Origin of the sequence: Marinospirillum sp. (assembly GCF_035271045.1) — a bacterium.
In the GTDB taxonomy this organism is placed as follows: Bacteria; Pseudomonadota; Gammaproteobacteria; order Pseudomonadales; family Halomonadaceae; genus Marinospirillum.
In genome coordinates this window covers 21,555-38,384 of the sequence record NZ_DATESC010000002.1, presented here as the reverse complement: position 1 = coordinate 38,384, position 16,830 = coordinate 21,555, and the positions used below count along the sequence as shown (strand labels likewise).

The 16,830-nt window shown below is 44.1% G+C and carries 14 protein-coding genes; 8 read left to right on the top strand and 6 right to left on the bottom strand.

The window, feature by feature from the left end:
* Positions 1-49 precede the first annotated feature (49 nt).
* From VJY63_RS01075 to VJY63_RS01060, 4 genes are read left to right on the top strand one after another with little or no spacing between them, the layout of a single operon-like run.
* The gene (locus VJY63_RS01075) at positions 50-1,324 is read left to right on the top strand and encodes an imelysin family protein (protein WP_324047784.1); all 1,275 of its coding nucleotides are present in this window, start codon (positions 50-52) and stop codon (positions 1,322-1,324) included.
* An 11-nt stretch (positions 1,325-1,335) separates the two neighbouring features.
* Complete coding sequence (locus VJY63_RS01070; RefSeq protein WP_324047782.1) at positions 1,336-2,781, top strand: di-heme oxidoredictase family protein; 1,446 nt, start codon at positions 1,336-1,338, stop codon at positions 2,779-2,781.
* Entirely contained in the window at positions 2,781-3,863 is a 1,083-nt protein-coding gene (locus tag VJY63_RS01065) for an imelysin family protein (RefSeq protein ID WP_324047780.1), read from the top strand. The genes VJY63_RS01070 and VJY63_RS01065 overlap by 1 nt, the downstream gene beginning before the upstream one ends.
* Positions 3,823-4,986 (top strand): DUF1513 domain-containing protein, encoded by a 1,164-nt coding sequence (locus tag VJY63_RS01060; protein ID WP_324047778.1) that lies wholly within the window; start codon positions 3,823-3,825, stop codon positions 4,984-4,986. The genes VJY63_RS01065 and VJY63_RS01060 overlap by 41 nt, the downstream gene beginning before the upstream one ends.
* Here VJY63_RS01060 and VJY63_RS01055 read toward each other — a convergent pair.
* The 4 genes from VJY63_RS01055 to dctP all read right to left on the bottom strand — a co-directional run bounded on the left by VJY63_RS01055 (position 4,972) and on the right by dctP (position 9,778).
* Positions 4,972-6,693 (bottom strand): potassium/proton antiporter, encoded by a 1,722-nt coding sequence (locus VJY63_RS01055; RefSeq protein WP_324047776.1) that lies wholly within the window; start codon positions 6,691-6,693, stop codon positions 4,972-4,974. The two genes, VJY63_RS01060 and VJY63_RS01055, sit on opposite strands and share 15 nt — an antisense overlap.
* Before the next feature lie 98 nt (positions 6,694-6,791).
* The gene (locus tag VJY63_RS01050; RefSeq protein WP_324047774.1) at positions 6,792-8,075 is read right to left on the bottom strand and encodes a TRAP transporter large permease; all 1,284 of its coding nucleotides are present in this window, start codon (positions 8,073-8,075) and stop codon (positions 6,792-6,794) included.
* A 3-nt stretch (positions 8,076-8,078) separates the two neighbouring features.
* Positions 8,079-8,648, bottom strand: a complete 570-nt coding sequence (locus VJY63_RS01045) for a TRAP transporter small permease (protein ID WP_324047772.1) — start codon at positions 8,646-8,648, stop codon at positions 8,079-8,081.
* A gap of 71 nt (positions 8,649-8,719) precedes the next feature.
* Positions 8,720-9,778 (bottom strand): TRAP transporter substrate-binding protein DctP, encoded by a 1,059-nt coding sequence (gene dctP / locus VJY63_RS01040; RefSeq protein ID WP_414674797.1) that lies wholly within the window; start codon positions 9,776-9,778, stop codon positions 8,720-8,722.
* Between the two features lie 161 nt (positions 9,779-9,939).
* Between dctP and dtd the strand changes: the two genes are divergently transcribed.
* On the top strand, positions 9,940-10,380 hold the full coding sequence (dtd, locus tag VJY63_RS01035) for a D-aminoacyl-tRNA deacylase (protein WP_324047770.1): 441 nt from the start codon (positions 9,940-9,942) through the stop codon (positions 10,378-10,380).
* Positions 10,381-10,400: 20 nt separating this feature from the next.
* A complete protein-coding gene (locus VJY63_RS01030) occupies positions 10,401-11,177 on the top strand; it encodes an SDR family oxidoreductase (RefSeq protein ID WP_324047768.1) in 777 nt (258 codons plus the stop codon).
* 29 nt (positions 11,178-11,206) lie between these two features.
* Here the strand turns inward: VJY63_RS01030 and VJY63_RS01025 are convergent, their stop codons facing one another.
* Positions 11,207-13,129, bottom strand: a complete 1,923-nt coding sequence (locus tag VJY63_RS01025; protein ID WP_324047767.1) for an ATP-binding cassette domain-containing protein — start codon at positions 13,127-13,129, stop codon at positions 11,207-11,209.
* Positions 13,130-13,172: 43 nt separating this feature from the next.
* Here VJY63_RS01025 and VJY63_RS01020 point away from each other — a divergent pair, with 43 nt between their 5' ends.
* Positions 13,173-13,805 carry a TIGR02444 family protein gene (locus VJY63_RS01020; protein WP_324047765.1) on the top strand — a complete coding sequence of 211 codons (633 nt, stop codon included), beginning with the start codon at positions 13,173-13,175 and terminating at the stop codon, positions 13,803-13,805.
* A 2-nt stretch (positions 13,806-13,807) separates the two neighbouring features.
* Positions 13,808-14,515: an FKBP-type peptidyl-prolyl cis-trans isomerase gene (locus tag VJY63_RS01015; protein ID WP_324047763.1), complete on the top strand. Its 708-nt coding sequence runs from the start codon at positions 13,808-13,810 to the stop codon at positions 14,513-14,515.
* 69 nt (positions 14,516-14,584) lie between these two features.
* On the opposite strand, the gene pnp is transcribed toward VJY63_RS01015, so the two are convergent.
* Positions 14,585-16,717, bottom strand: coding sequence for a polyribonucleotide nucleotidyltransferase (pnp, locus tag VJY63_RS01010; protein WP_324047762.1), 2,133 nt, complete (start codon positions 16,715-16,717; stop codon positions 14,585-14,587).
* Between the last annotated feature and the right edge of the window lie 113 nt (positions 16,718-16,830).

Below are 16,830 nucleotides of genomic sequence, written 5' to 3'. Positions count from 1 at the left end.
CAACCATCTTTTATACCTTCAAGATTTTACACCCCAAAGGAGCAACTTCATGCGTTTGCTATCTGGATTAGTGCTAGCCTTTAGTTTAACTGGCTGCGCTGCACTCACAAACCCATCTAAATCAGTTGAACCCGCCGATGTTCTTAAAACTTATAGCGACATTGCTGAAGCAGGCTATACAGATTCGGTTATTCTTGCCCAAGAACTACGTACTAAAATTCAAGCACTACTCAATAACCCAACCCAAGAAACCCTACAAGCGGCACGTACTGCTTGGATTGCGTCACGCACACCCTACCAACAAACCGAAGTTTACCGTTTTGGTAATGCCATTGTTGATGACTGGGAAGGCAAGGTAAATGCTTGGCCGTTAGATGAAGGCTTAATTGACTATGTTGATAGCAGCAGCTATGGCACTGAATCTGACGAAAACCTCTTTTACACCGCCAACGTGATTGCTAATACTCGCCTACGTTTAGGCAATCAAACCCTTGATACCACTAAAATCACCGCCAAACTTTTAGCAGAAACTTTGCATGAAGCCGATGAAAATGAAGCCAATGTAGCAACTGGCTATCACGCGATTGAGTTTTTGCTGTGGGGTCAAGATTTATACGGTAATGAAGTCGGTTCAGGCGAACGCCCTGCCACTGATTACAGCCTAAACAACTGCACCGGCGGTAACTGTGACCGTCGTCGTGACTACCTAACCGTTGTCACAGACCTATTGATTAGCGACCTAAAAGAAATGGCTGCTAACTGGCAAGAAGGTGGTGCTGCGCGTGCTGAACTCGCTGCTAAAGGCACTGATGGTGGGCTTGCAACCATTTTAGTGGGTATGGGTAGTCTTTCTTACGGCGAGTTAGCTGGTGAACGCACCAAGTTACCTTTAATGCTGCATGATCCAGAAGAAGAGCATGACTGTTTCTCTGATAATACACACAACTCCCATTATTATGATGTGTTGGGTATTCGCAATGTTTACTTGGCTGAATACACGCGCATTGATGGTAGTAAAGTGACAGGCCCAAGCCTTGCTGATTTAGTGAAAACTAAAGATGCTGCATTAGATGCACAGCTACGCACCGCGTTAAATGCGTCAGTTAATGCCGCATCTAACGTCGTAAAAGCGGCTGAAAAAGGTTCGCCTTTTGATGTGCTAATTGCGGCAGGTAACAAAGAAGGTAACGCGCTGGTGCAAGGCTTGGTTAATGGTTTAACCACGCAAACCCGCTCGATTGAAGCGGCGATGAGCCTATTAGGTTTAGAAAATACCGGCCTAGAAGGTTCTGATAGCCTAGATAATCCTGCTAACGTGATGTAAAACCATAACCTATGCCTAACAAGCCTTTGTTAGCCAGATTGGTCAGCAGCAAAGTGGCATCATTGCTCTTGCTGCTGATTGTATCTTCTTGGCTAAATGCTAATCCACAATTACCCGCTGGCGAAACCACGGCAACACGGCTGGCTGGTAAACATTCTTTCTCCCAACACGCTGCGAATATGACTTTGGAACAGCGTATGGACTTTAATCTAGGTCAAGCCATTTTTGGCAAACTCTGGGTTTCTTCGCCATCGTCTACCACGGCAAGTGATGGTTTAGGGCCTTTGTATAACGCCCGCTCGTGTTTAAATTGCCACACCAACAATGGTCGCGGCCAGCCACCAAAACCTGACACAGCCAGCGCTAATGCTCGCTCATTATTCTTACGTTTAAGTATTCCGCCACAAAATCAGCAACAGCAAGCCCTGCTAACCAGCGGCAAACAGGCGTTTATTCCTGAACCCGTTTACGGTGGGCAATTACAAGATCAATCGGTGCAAGGTTTAGTTGCTGAAGGGCAAGTAACGTTAAATTATACTTTCCAAACACTCGCCCTTGCTGGTGGTGAACAGGTGGAACTGCGCCAACCCCATTATTCGATAACTAAACCGGCTTATGGTGAATTGCACCCGCAACTACGCACGTCGGCACGCGTTACGCCGCCCATGCCTGGCTTAGGTTTATTAGAAGCCATTTCGGAAAGTGAACTACATAACAATGTAGCAGCACAAAAAAATCACCCTGAAATAGCTGGGCAACTGAATCACGTTTGGGACATTCAACAGCAAAAAACCGTCATAGGGCGCTTTGGCTGGAAGGCGATCCAGCCTAACTTAAAACAACAAAATGCCGCCGCTTTTATTGAAGATATCGGCATTTCTAGTGCTATTTTTCCACAAGGCTACGGTGGCTGCACCAGCACACAAAGTGATTGCCGTAGATTGCCTGATGGTAATAGCGAGCATTTAGGTGGTGTAGAAGCTTCGCCTTTAATGACCGAAGTTTTAGAGTTTTACGTGCGAACTTTAGCCATTCCACCAAGGCGCAATGCTCAAAAACCAGAAGTATTAGCTGGCGAAAAAATCTTTCAGCAGTTGGATTGTGCTGCTTGCCACCGCCCACATTACGTCACCGAAAAAAATGCCCACCCACTCTTGGCAAGTCAAAGTATCTGGCCTTACACTGACCTGCTGTTGCACAACATGGGCGACGGTTTAGCCGATGAACACAGCGAGTTTTTAGCCAAGGGTAATCAATGGCGCACACCAGCGCTTTGGGGTGTAGGTTTAACGCAATTAGTCAGCGGACATAGCCAATTATTGCACGATGGTCGCGCCCGTAATGTGCAGGAAGCGATTCTTTGGCACGGTGGCGAAGCTGAATCGTCTAAACAGCAATTTATGGCGCTGCCCAAACATCAACGCCAACAATTAATACATTTTGTGGAGTCCCTTTGATGAAGTACTTGCCTCATTTAGCTAGCGTTGCAGCATTATGTTTAACCCTTACACCTACCAGTTATTTATTAGCAGCACCTAGCGAAAAACAATGGCAAGCCTATAACCAAGCCGCCATTAACCAGCAGATTATTCCTAGTTATCAACAACTCACCCAAGCGTTAGAAAATAGCCAAAATAAAGTTAATTTACTGTGTGAGCAGCCAACTGATAAAAACCTTGAGCAAGCCCAAGCCGCTTATCAACACGCTATGACACGTTGGCAAGCGGTGCAGCACATTCAATACGGGCCGGTTACTTTACTAATGCGTAATTATGGGTTGCATTATTGGCCGGATAAACGCGGTACAGGCGCTAACCAACTACGCAGCGCTTTGTTATTGGACGATGCCGTTTATGATGATGCTTTTTTTAAAACCGCCAGCATCAGCTTAAAAGGTTTTCCAGCAATGGAAAAAATCTTATTTGATGAGGATGCGGCAAAAAACCTACAGCCCAATACGCCTGCTTGCCGTTTTTTAAGTGGCGTTAATCATTACATGGTTAACGTGGCGCAAGAAATTGAGCAAGATTGGACATTACAAGCAGAAAGACAGTTAAACCCAGGTGCTAACCCTTATTTTGATACCGCTGCTGAAGCGGCTATTCCATTACTAAAAGCCTTAGCCGAACCGCTACAAGTGATTATGGATTACAAACTGGATTACCCATTGGGTAGTGGTTTTGACAAGGCGCGTTGGAGCAGAAGTGAAGCTTGGCGCAGCAGCCAATCCATTAGCAACATCCGCACTAACTTAGCCGCTTTACATCAGCTTTATAGTGGTTTTAAGCCGGTTAGCGTGCATTCTTTATTGCTAGAAGCTGGCGAAAAAAACTTAGCGAATAACATTGAAGCAAGCTTTCAGCAGATGAATCAACAACTGAACAAAACACCAGAAGTCCAGCAGCAAGCTTTAACGGAACAAACCGACCAAACCTTGCGGCGGCTGCGTTTACAAATGGCTGAGCTGCAACAGAATTTACAACTAGCGATGGCAGTGCTTGAAGCACACCTTGGGTTTAACAGCCGTGATGGGGACTAATCCGTTGCAAGGTATTAACCGCCGTCAACTGCTGGGCTGGTTAGCAGCAGCACCTTTATTAGCACAAATGCCGGTTGTTAACGCTAAAGAAAAACAGCGACTTTATGCTTCAGCGGCTAAAAACAGTCAAGGCGGCTATGCGCTAAGTTTTTTTAACGCACAAGGGCAAGCACAAATCACTCACTTGCTACCTTCCAGAGCGCACCATGTTTTAGCTGACTCAACACGCGGTTGGCTGTTTACCATTGCGCGGCGGCCTGGCAAATTTATTGATATTTATGATTACCGTAACCAGCAGCCTGTTGCTGCTTTAACTCCCCAAACGGGTTATTTTTTGCAAGGTCATGCGCTGCTGTCGCCCGATGGACGCTACCTTTATACCAGTGAGCAATTCACTAATAAAAAAGAGCCAACTAATGAGCAAGGGCGCTTGGTGGTGCGTGATTTAGCGCAAAATTTTGCTGTGGTAGGCGAGTTGTTAACCGGCGGTGTAGAACCCCATGAGTTTTTATGGATGCCCGATGGTAAAACACTGGTGGTGGCGAATGGCGGTATTAAAACAGCAGGGCGAGAAAAGCTTAACCTAGACACCATGCAGTCTTCGTTAACCTACCTAGATAGCAGCAGCGGTAAGCTACTGGCAACACACCAGCTAGCTGATGAATTTCACCAGTGCAGCATTCGCCATTTAGATGTGGCTGCGAATGGGCAGGTGATTGTGGCGCTGCAATACCAAGGCAACCCAGCCAACCCAGTGCCTTTAGTGTTGGCGCACCAACAAGGTACAAAGCTGCAAGTATTAGACATACCTGAACTGATTCGTAGCCAGTTACAGCAATATTGCGGCAGCGCCTGTTTTGATAGCAGCGGGCAATTTGCTGCGGTTTCTGCACCACGCGGTAATCAGGTGATGTTTTGGGATATGCAGCAGCGCCAATTTTTATCAAGCGTTTATGTGGCAGATGGGTGTGGCGTTGCAGCAGCAGCGATTGCTGGTGAGTTTTTAGTCAGCAACGGGCAAGGCAAGGTATATCAACTGAACGCACACAGCGGCGAACGCCAGTTAATTCACCTAGAAAAAGGCCAACGATTGCACTGGGATAATCACTTAACCGCTATTTAAAGCTTTAAGACCCACCTGCTTTATTTGGTTATTTTCTACGTTAACCACCACCCAGCGTATGCCGTGCCATTCCATTTGGTCGCCGACTACGGTTTGCCCACCAAAGCGCCGCACTAATAATTCACTCAGTGTTAAGCCTTCTTGATCGGGACTAATGGTCAATCCGTACAGATCGGCAACGTCTTTTAAAGGTGCATCACCCGACAAGGTAAAATCACCAAAAAAATTACGATTCTTTTCTTTATCTGGCTGAGACTCACCGTTAAACATTTTACTTAAAATGGGTAAATCCGATTCACGGCCAATCACGCACAACTGGTCGCCTTCTTTAAGCTGGGTACTGCCTGAAGGGTGGATCAGTTGCTTATTACGAAACAAAGCGGCAATACGCGCCCCTGATGGAAAGCGTAAGCAACGCAACTCAACCCCGTCTAACGTGCCGCTATTGACCGAATAAACAAAAGTTTCAAAGTCATCTTCAGGAAAAACACCCAATAAAGTCCGGTTTTTAGGCATAAAACCTGTTGGCACTTCCACCTTTAACCAACGCGCTACCCAAGGCAGGCTAGCACCTTGTACTAAAAGCGACATCAACACCACAAAAAAGGCGATATTAAAGTACAGACTGGCATTTTCAACATTGCCAATCACAGGAAAAATCGCCAATACAATGGGCACTGCACCGCGCAAACCCACCCAAGATATAAAGGTTAATTCACGCCAATTGAATTTGAAAAAGGGCTTTATGCACAGCAGTACAGCAATTGGGCGCACCACTAAAATCATCCCAATCGACAAGAGCGTTGCCGGAACTGCGGTTGCTAGCATTTCGTGCGGCGTAACCAGCAAACCTAAAATTAAAAACAAACCAATTTGACTTAGCCAAGCAAAACCATCGTGTACTGGTAAAATGTGTTCTAGCTTGGCCGAACGGCTATTACCTATCATTAAGCCGGCTAAATAAATAGCTAAAAAGCCACTACCGCCCAGCATATTAGTGGTAGCAAATAAGGCTAAACCAGCACCCGTTATGAGCAGAGGATAAAAACCAGTCGAAAGCTGTAGCTTTTTTAATACTTTGCCAAAGAACCAACCGCCCACAATACCCATTGGAATACCTATGCCAAACTGTTGCAAAAACATCAGTAAGGCACTCATTAGGCTGGGTGTGTCTTGGGTTAGTAACGTAATTAAGGTGATGGTTAAAAAAATTGCCATCGGATCGTTGGTACCTGATTCTATTTCTAGCGTGGCGCTAACACGCTCATTTAGGCTAACACCTTTACCGCTAAGCATAGAAAACACCGCAGCAGCGTCAGTAGAGCCTACAATCGCACCCACTAATAAGCCTTCTAATAAAGATAGCTTAAAAATCCACATGGCTAACAAACCGGTTAACCCTGAAGTAACCAAAACACCTAAAGTGGCTAAAACTAATGCAGGACGCAAACCCACCCGAAAAGTTTTCATGCGGGTTCGCATTCCACCATCTAGCAAAATTATCGCTAGTGCTAAATTGCCTATTACATAAGCCGCTTCAAAGCTGGCAAATTTTAAACCGCCGACACCGTCTTCACCAGCCAGCATACCTACTGCCAGAAACACCAAGAGCAATGGCATTCCGATACGTGCAGAAATTACGCTGGCTAAAATGCTTATACATAGCAGGACAGCTATAACCAAAAACCAAGAATTCAGATTTTCCACTTCAGCTCTTCAAATTTAGCCCTAGAATAGAGGGTAATTATACCACAAATTTAATTCTGCTTAGTGTTACAAATATACCAAAACCCGCCTAAAAGAACTTATCTAAAAGCGAGGTCGCGTAAAAAGAGCGCGATTTGTGGGAAGAGTATAATTGCCCCTGCCACCATCACCAGCATAAACACAAAAGGCGGTGTGCCTCTAATCACTTCCCAATAGGGGCGCTTAAAAATTGCAATGGCAGTAAATATATCGCAACCAAAGGGTGGTGTTGCTGAACCTATTGCCACAATTAACGTAATCAGTACGCCCACCAATACCGGATCTAAACCTGTGCTAGCAATCGCCGGTGCAAAAATAGGGGTTAGCACTAAAATAACCACGATAGGATCAACAAACATACACGCAATAAAAAAGGCCGTGGCAATAATAACCAGCACACCTTGTGGCCCTGCTTCGTTAATACCAATGCCTGCTAACAGCGTTTGAGGAATGTGTGCAAAAGAAATAATCCACGAAAAGCCATTACCTACCGCAACCAGAATAAACACCACCGCAGTAATCAAACCGGTTGATTTAGCAATTTGGTAAATATCGGTCATTTTTAAGGATCGAAAAACGATAAATTCTAAAAAAACCGCATAAAGCACACAAGCAGCGGCCGCTTCTGTTGGGCTAAACACACCGCCATAAATACCGCCCACAATAAGTACAGGGAAACCCAAAGGCCAAAGCGCTTGGCGAATGGCCGTTAAACGTTCAGACCAGCTTGCACGGGGTTCTGTTGGTACTTTGTTAATGGTGGCATAAATAACGCAATAAATAGAAAATACTAACAAAATAAGCAGACCAGGCCCAATGCCAGCAATGAATAGTTCGCCGATTGAAGTGCCTGAAATAACACCATAGATAATCATGCCAATGCTGGGCGGAATTAAAAAAGCAATGTCACTAGAATTAATAATTAACGCTAAAATAAAAGAATCTTTATAGCCTGCTTTTAACATTCTAGGGCGCATAGGCGAACCCACCGCAACCACTGTTGCTTGGGTAGAGCCTGAAACCGCACCAAACAAAGTGCAAGAGGCGGCAGTACTAACTGCCAAGCCGCCTTTTACATGCCCTATAAAAGCCATGACTAAATCGACTAGGCGATTAGCTGACTGCCCACGCGTCATTACATCGGCAGCAAAAATAAACATAGGGACAGCAATAAGTGCCGTTGGCCTAATTCCAGCCAACATCTGCTGTATAAACGTATCTATTTGCCCAAAACCATCAAACATCATTACAAAGCCAATAATTGCGGCTGTAGTTAAAGGTATCATCATCGGGAAACCCAATAATAATAAAACAATCATAGTCACTAGCATTAAAATCATCATAGGTCAGGTATCCTTTTCATCTTCATAACCATCTTGTATTTGGGTTGATAAATAAACGGTTTTAGATGAAAGGTTTTTTATGCCGGTAAAAAAATACTGAATACCCGTCACAAAGAAGCCCACTGGCACCCACAAAAACATCAGGTAAACAGGAATACTTAAAGTGGGAAGCAAGCGCCCTGTAGCATAGGTGCTTTGCACATAACTAATGGAAAACCAACCTAAAAAAAATAGAATAAAACTGGTTGTAAAAGCGATAAAAATCATTAAATAACGGCGCATTATTTTAGGCAAAACATCATAAAAAGCTGACATACGAATATGCCGCCCCTGCCTTGCTGCATAGCCCATGCCAGCAAAGGTAATCATTACAATTAAAATACGGTTAATTTCTTCTACAAAAAACAGGCTTTCACCCAATGCAAAACGGCTAATAACATTCGCTACCGTATTAAGTGCCATTAACAAAACACCCAAAGCAAGAATAACCGCTTCAAACTGACTGATTGCTTTGTCGATAGGACCTAAAATACTGGGCAAATTTGCGTCTGAATCCTTTGAAAAATCATCCATTACAACCTACCTCTTGTTTAATTTCAGTCGCCTTCCTTGGCAACGCAAAACTTTATTAGCAACGCAAAACGTTATTGAATAGCAGACGCTTTTAAATCTGCTTTAAATTGCTCAAGTAACGCTTGACCTGACTCGCCAGTAATTTCAACAAACTTTTGTTCAACTTGTGGCGCACGATCAATAAATACTTGGCGCTCAGCAGCGGTTAAACGCGTGACTGTCACCTCATCGCTAGCATCCATAATCGCTTGCAGCTTTTTCTCACCAAGACCGGGTACGTATTCAGTCATGTAGTTAAAAGCATAATCAGTAGCTGCTTTAATTAATGTTTGATCTTTAGCCGACAAACCATCAAAAAATTCTTTATTTGCCATCATTGCGGTGGTGAATTGGTTATGACCCGTAAAGGTTAAATGAGGTGAAACTTCATAAAGACCACCCGACTCAATCCAAAACAGCGGATTTTCTTGCCCTTGTAAAATGTTCGTTTGCAAGCCGCCATACACTTCACCCCAAGGCAAAAGTGTGGGAATACCCCCAAACGCTTTGTAAGTTTCTAGCAGCAGTGGGTTGGTCATGGTACGAATGTTTTTACCTTGCAAATCGTCAGGCGAACGAATGGGTTCATCGGTGGTTAGGACGACTTCACCTTCGGGATACATGGTTAATAACTCTAAACCCTGCTCAGCATAAAGTTTGGGGAATATTTCTTTGATTGCCTTACTTTTTTTGAAGAACGCCATAATGTGGGCTTCTTCAACTGGCAATAGATAAGGAATAAAAAAGATTTGCGCTTCTGGGATCAATGAACCTGTAAAACCGGGTGATTGGTTTACAAATTGCAAAATACCCGCTTGGGTTTGCTCCATAATGTCGTCTGATTCACCAAGTTCACCAAAGCGAAAAACTTGTAAAGAATGCGCTGAGTTGGCCTCAATGTATTCTTTAAACTTATAAGCAAACACATCTTGTACGTCATTTTCATATTCTTCATGGGCATAACGCCAATTCTGACCTTTAGATTCAGCCGTTGCGTTAGTTGCCGTTTTATCTTCACTTCCACCACAAGCCACCATACCCGCAACGAGTACACTGGCGACTGCCGTTCCTAGCACTTTTTTTAGTAGCATTTCTCTACCCTCTATTCTTTGGTTTCAACAAAAATTTAAGCCACAATAACGCATTCAATTAATTTTCAGCGTGAAGAATGACAAATGAATTTATCAATATCAACCTTTTTGATTATTAATTTTTATAATAAAAATTATAAAACAATAGGAGTCAATAGGAAATGAAAGCACTATTGCAGCGTGTTAGTCGCGCAAAAGTAACGGTAGACGGTGCCGTTATTGGTGAAATTGATGCAGGACTTTTAGTATTTTTAGGCGTTGATAAAGCCGACAACGAAATGATTGCCGAAAAACTTTTAGCAAAAGTATTAAGTTATCGTATTTTTGCCGATGATATAGGCAAGATGAACTTAGGTTTAAAGCAAACTAGCGGTGGCTTACTGGTGATCTCTCAATTTACTTTATCAGCAGAAACTCACAAAGGTTTACGCCCCGGCTTTTCTTCAGCAGCAGAACCCGTAAAAGGCGAATTGCTTTATAATCACTTTCTTACCTGCGCTAGAAATAGCCACTCCCAAGTTGCCTGCGGCCAGTTTGGTGCCAATATGCAGGTTGAATTAATCAATGATGGCCCGGTCACTTTCTTACTTGAAAGTAAATAGTGTATTTAAGGAGTTCTATTTTGAGTGAATCCAAATCGCGTCCTGTTGCTTTAGTGACCGGTGGCGCACAAGGCATAGGCCGCGCTATCTGTGGCGCACTTTTACAGCAAGGCTGGCAGGTAATGATTGCCGATATTGACGGTGAAGCCGGTACTGAATGCATCCACTTGTTTGATACGCTTGGCAAAGTAGCATTTCATTCCGTTGACGTTTCACGCGAAGATCAAGTGCGTGAACTGATGGAAACTACCCACAAAAAAATGGGGCCTATTAATTTATTAATCAACAATGCCGGTTTATCTAACCCCTATTCTGGCGCGTTAGAAGACCTAGATTTAGGCGTTTGGCAGCGTTACCTTGATGTTAATTTAACGGGTGTATTTTTATGCAGTAAACACGCTGCAACGGATTTACGTGCCACCCAAGGCAGTATTATTAACATTGGCTCTACACGCATTAATCAATCAGAACCCGACACAGAAGCCTATTCAGCCAGCAAAGGTGGTGTTGCAGCCTTAAACCACTCGCTGGCAATAAGCTTAGCGCCTGATGTGCGTGTTAATATGATTAGCCCCGGCTGGATAGAAGTAGGTGAGTGGCAAAAAAACTCGTCACGCTTCGAGCCATTTCATTCTAACCAAGATCACGAACAACACCCTGTAGGGCGCATGGGTAAGCCAGATGACGTAGCCGGTGTTGTTTTATGGCTAGCCTCTGACTTAGCCAGTTTTGTGACGGGGCAAGAGTTTGTCGTCGATGGCGGCATGAATCGTAAAATGGTTTATCAAGAAGATTAAAGCCCTTATTTATAAGCAATAGCTTAAAGTTAAAGCCCTAACTCAGCAGTGTGGTGTTCTAATGCCTCACTGCTTTCTAACCACTGCATTTCTAATTCGTCTAGTTCTTGCTCTAAGCGCCCTTGGTCTTTTAATAACTGTTGCAGCTCGTCTTTACGCTGGCTATCGCTGTAAATGTCTACATCGGCTAGCGTTGTTTCTATCACTTTTAATTGCGCCTGAATTTTTTCTGTTTGCTGCTCAAGTTGCTCGATTGCCTTTTTTAAAGGCCGCAACAGTTCCCTTAAACGCACTGCTTCTTTACGGTCTAACTTTTTACTAACCACTGGTGCTGTTGTTTCATCTTGTGGTTGTTCGGCTTTCTCTATACGGCGCAAAGCTTGTTGGCGACTTTTTAACCAATTCGCATAGTCTTCTAAATCACCGTCAAAATTGTCTACTTTACCATCAGCAACCAGCCAATATTCATCGACCGTGTTGTTTAAAAGGTGACGGTCGTGCGAAACCACAATGACCGCACCTTCAAAACCCTGCAAGGCTAAGGTTAAAGCATGGCGCATTTCTAAATCTAAGTGGTTGGTTGGTTCATCTAACAGCAGCAAGTTGGGTTTTTTCCAAGCAATCATTGCCAACGCTAAACGGGCTTTTTCGCCACCCGAAAAACGCTTAACCAACGCCAAAACTTCATCGCCTTGAAAACCAAAGCCACCTAAAAAATTACGCAGTTCTTGTTCTCTAACGTCAGGCGATAAACGCTGTAAATGCAGCAGCGGCGTAGCATTTACATCTAACGCTTCTAGTTGGTGCTGAGCAAAATAGCCAATGTATAAGTGTTCGCCTTGGGTGCGCTGTCCCGTTATTGGTGGCAAGTCGCCTACCAGCGTTTTAATCAGCGTTGATTTACCCGCACCATTAGGGCCAAGCAAACCAATGCGCTGGCCTGGGTGTAGTGTAAAACCCACGCCACTTAATACGGGTTTGGCTGGATAACCTAAATCGGCTTTACGCATTACCAGCAGCGGGTCAGAAAACTGGCTGGCTTCAGGAAACACAAAATGAAAAGGCGAATCAACGTGGGCTGGTGCAATTCTTTCCATGCGCTCTAAGGCTTTTATGCGGCTTTGCGCTTGCTTAGCTTTAGTGGCTTTGGCTTTAAAACGGCGCACAAAATCTTCCATGTGCGCGACTTCACGCTGCTGTTTAACAAACATAGACTGCTGCTGGGCAAGGCGTTCGGCACGTTGGCGTTCAAAAGCTGAATAGCCGCCTTTGTATAAATTCAGCTGTTTATTTTCAACGTGCAGCAGATGGTCGACGACGTTATCTAAAAAATCACGGTCGTGAGAAATTAATACCAACGTACCTTGATAACTACGCAGCCAGCCTTCTAGCCACAGTGTTGCGTCTAAATCTAAGTGATTAGTGGGTTCGTCTAACAGCATTAAATCGGATGGCATAAATAAAGTACGCGCAAGGTTTAAACGAATTCGCCAACCACCCGAAAAGCTGTCCACCGGATTATTAAACACTGCCTGTGGAAAACCTAGCCCTGCTAATAATTGTTCGGCTTCAGCTTTTTTAGAATAGCCGTGTAATAAATCATATTGCCCATATAATTCCGCTAAGCGTTGGTTATCGCCCGCTTGTTCAGCAGCCACTAAATCCAATTCGACTTGCTTTAATTCGTGATGGCCTTCTAGTACATAATCAATCGCCGCTAGCTGTAAACTGCGTACTTCCTGTGCCATATAAGCAATGCGATCGTAACCTGACATTTGCAGCTCACCGGCATCCGGTGTAAGTTCACCCAGCAACAGTTTAAATAATGATGACTTACCCGCACCATTCGCACCGGTTAACCCTACCTTCCAACCGGAATGCAGGCTAACATTGGCGTTTTCTAGCAAACGTAAGTCACCGCGTTGCAGTGTAAGACCCGCTAATGTCATCATAACGACTACTCCCGACCTATTCCTATCATTTGAAGGACAAAAAATGCTGCTGCATGATAACCCTTTCTGGCGTTTTTCGCTGAGCCTCTATCAGCTAAAACGAATAAAAGATGCTTGTTTACAGCTTCAAGATGACAGTGGCGCCAATATTAATTTGCTGTTTTTTGCGATTTGGACAGCGCAACAACGCTTACGTTTTAACCCTGATTGGCGTAAAACTTTTATACAGTTTGAAAACTGGCACCAAGATTATACTTTACAATTAAGGCGGCAGCGTGATGAGCTTAAACGCCTAGCAGAAAAAGCAGATATGAATGAAAACGGCCCCTTGCACCGAATGCACGAGCATATTTTAAAAGCTGAAATGTTAGCAGAACAGCAAGAACAAGCCGTTCTTTATTATTACTATCAAGAGCGAATGGGGCTGATAGACTGCGATAATCGTGAGGCCGCTTTAATTGAAAACCTGACGCATTGTTTTGAAGACCCAAGATTAGTTGACGACGCACCACTTAAAGTGATGCTAAGCATTTTGTTGGATGAAGAAGAAATCGAGTTGACTGCAGTGCGTTTGCGGGAATACTTAGAAAAACGCTTTATTCGGCAACAGGGAACTATTCTGGCCAAAAAAAACCTAAAATCAGACTGTAATACCCAAAAAACCATTAAGGAATAACCATGTATAAAACTTTTGCTAAGCTAACCCTTGCCACTTCTATTAGCCTTGCGCTTGCTTTGCCTAGCCTAGCCGTTGCAGCGCCTAAAACGGAAGAAGAGCGTATTGGTTATAGTCTAGGCATTATGGTTGGCCGCCAGTTACAACAAGATATTAGTGAATTAGATGTCGACAGTTTTAGTGCCGCATTAAAAGACCTTTATAAAGGCAACACCCCCAGCTTAAATGATGAAGAAATTGGCGAGATATTAGACCAGCTACAACAAAAAATGGCCGCTGAAGCCCAACAAAAAGAAGCGGCAGCAGGTGAAGAAAACCTTGCTAAAGGGCAAAAGTTTTTAGCTGAAAATGCTAAAAAGAAAGGCGTAAAAGTAACCGACAGCGGCCTGCAATATAAGATTGTTAAGCAAGGTAAAGGCAAAAAACCAACCGCAACAGCTAGCGTAAAAGTACATTACGAAGGTAAGTTAATTGATGACACGGTGTTTGATAGCTCTTATGCGCGTGGCGAGCCTGTGACTTTTAAAGTGAATCAAGTGATTGCAGGCTGGCAAGAAGCGTTACAGCTAATGCCTGAAGGCAGTGAGTGGGAAGTTTATATTCCTGCAAACCTAGCTTATGGCCCTGCAGGTGCTGGTGGTTCGATTGGCCCTAATGAAACACTAGTATTTAAAGTTGAACTACTAGAAATAGTAAAAACAGAAAAATAATATTTTTTAGCTAGTTTAGAAATAAAAATCCCCGCTTGAGCGGGGATTTTTTTGTCTTGCTTTTAAAGATTAAGCTTCTGTTGCTGCAGCAGCAAAAGCCGCTTTATCGTCTTCAGTGACTTCTTTGATAGACAATTTCACACGGTTGCGGTTGTCAATATCAATCACTTTAACCAAAATTTCTTGGCCTTCAGTTAGGTAATCTTTAACGGCTTCAACGCGCTTGTTGTCGATCTGTGAAATGTGTACCAAACCATCTTGACCTGGCAAGAAGGTAACAAAAGCACCAAAGTCGGCTAGGCGTGCCACTTTGCCCATATAAACCTTATTGATTTCAGCAGAAGCCGTTAAGCCGATAATCATATCAATCGCTGCTTGGGCTGACTCGGCTGATTCGCCATACACCTTGATTGCGCCAGAATCGTCGATATCCACTGAAGCGCCGGTTTTTTCGGTAATACTGCGGATGGTTGCGCCACCTTTACCAATTACATCACGAATTTTATCCGTATCAATTTTGATAGTAACCATAGTTGGTGCATTATCAGATAGCTTAGTACGCGCAGAAGGTAACACCTTATTCATCTGCTCAAGAATGTCTAAACGCGCCACCAAAGCTTGCTCTAATGCAGCTTCCATGATTTCTTCATTGATGCCTTCAATCTTGATGTCCATTTGCAAGGCAGTAATACCTGCTGCTGAACCGGCTACTTTAAAGTCCATATCACCTAAATGGTCTTCGTCGCCCAAAATGTCGGTTAATACAGCAAAGCGAGAGCCTTCTTTAACCAAGCCCATCGCAATACCGGCTACTGGCGCTTTTAAAGGCACACCGGCATCCATTAGCGCCAGTGACGAACCACACACAGAAGCCATAGAGCTAGAACCGTTAGATTCGGTGATTTCTGACACTACACGCAGGGTGTAAGGGAAGTCAGCTTCGCTGGGCAGCATAGACTGAACGCCACGCTTAGCCAAACGACCGTGACCAATTTCACGACGCTTAGGGCCACCCATAAAGCCTGCTTCACCTACTGAGTAAGGAGGGAAGTTGTAGTGGAATAAGAAGCTGTCTTTAAACTCACCTTCTAGGCTTTCAATGATTTGTGCATCGCGGCTGGTGCCTAGTGTTGCAACAACCAAAGCCTGAGTTTCGCCACGCGTAAATAGCGCTGAACCGTGAACTTTAGGTAGAACGCCAACTTCAATGGTTAATGGGCGCACAGTTTTGTGGTCACGACCATCAATACGCGGTTCGCCATCCAGCACGTTATTACGCACGATTTGTTTTTCAATTTGTCCAAAGACGGCTTTAATTGCATCAGCAGAAGGCGCGGCTTCTGCATGAGTTGCTAGCTGCTCAACCACGCTTTGACGCAACTCGCCTAAACGACCGTAACGCTGCATCTTGTCAGTAACTTTATAAGCCTCACGAATACCGGCTTCAGCTAAAGGGCGAACCAAAGCTTCGGTTGTAGTATCAGCCGGTGCTGCTTGCCAATCCCAAGCCGCTTTGCCTGCTTCAGCGGTAAATTCTTTAATGGCCTGTATAGCCACTTGCATTTCATCGTGAGCAAAAAGTACGCCACCCAGCATTTGGTCTTCAGTTAGCTCTTTAGCTTCTGATTCAACCATTAATACTGCGCCTTCTGTTCCTGCTACAACCATGTTTAAACGTGAGTCAACCAGCTGAGCAGACGTTGGGTTTAGCATATAACCATCAGCGTCAGTGTAACCAACGCGAGCTGCTGCTAAAGGGCCATTAAAAGGCACGCCAGAAATACTAAGTGCAGCAGAAGCACCCAGCATCGCTGCGATGTCAGATTCCATACCGCGTTCTGCAGAAACAACCGTACAAATTACCTGTACTTCGTTCATAAAGCCCTCTGGGAAAAGAGGACGAATTGGACGGTCGATCAAACGAGAAATCAGGGTTTCTTTTTCAGTAGGACGGCCTTCACGCTTGAAAAAACCACCAGGAATTTTACCAACAGCGTAGGTTTTTTCTTGGTAGAAAACAGCTAGAGGAAAGAAGTCTTGCGTAGGGCTTACGTCTTTTTTGGCAACAGCAGTACATAACACGCTAGTGTTATCGACAGTAATTAGCACAGCACCGGTTGCTTGACGTGCAATACGACCAGTTTCTAAAGTGACCGTGTTTTGACCATATTGAAATGTTTTTTTGATAGCTACGGGATTCACAAATTTATCCTTTAAATTCAATTTTTTTCGCCATTAATTAGCGCTTTAATCATACGCTGACTAGCAGCACAAACAAAGTACTAGCAGTTAGAATGCAAAACCCCCCGCTGCCT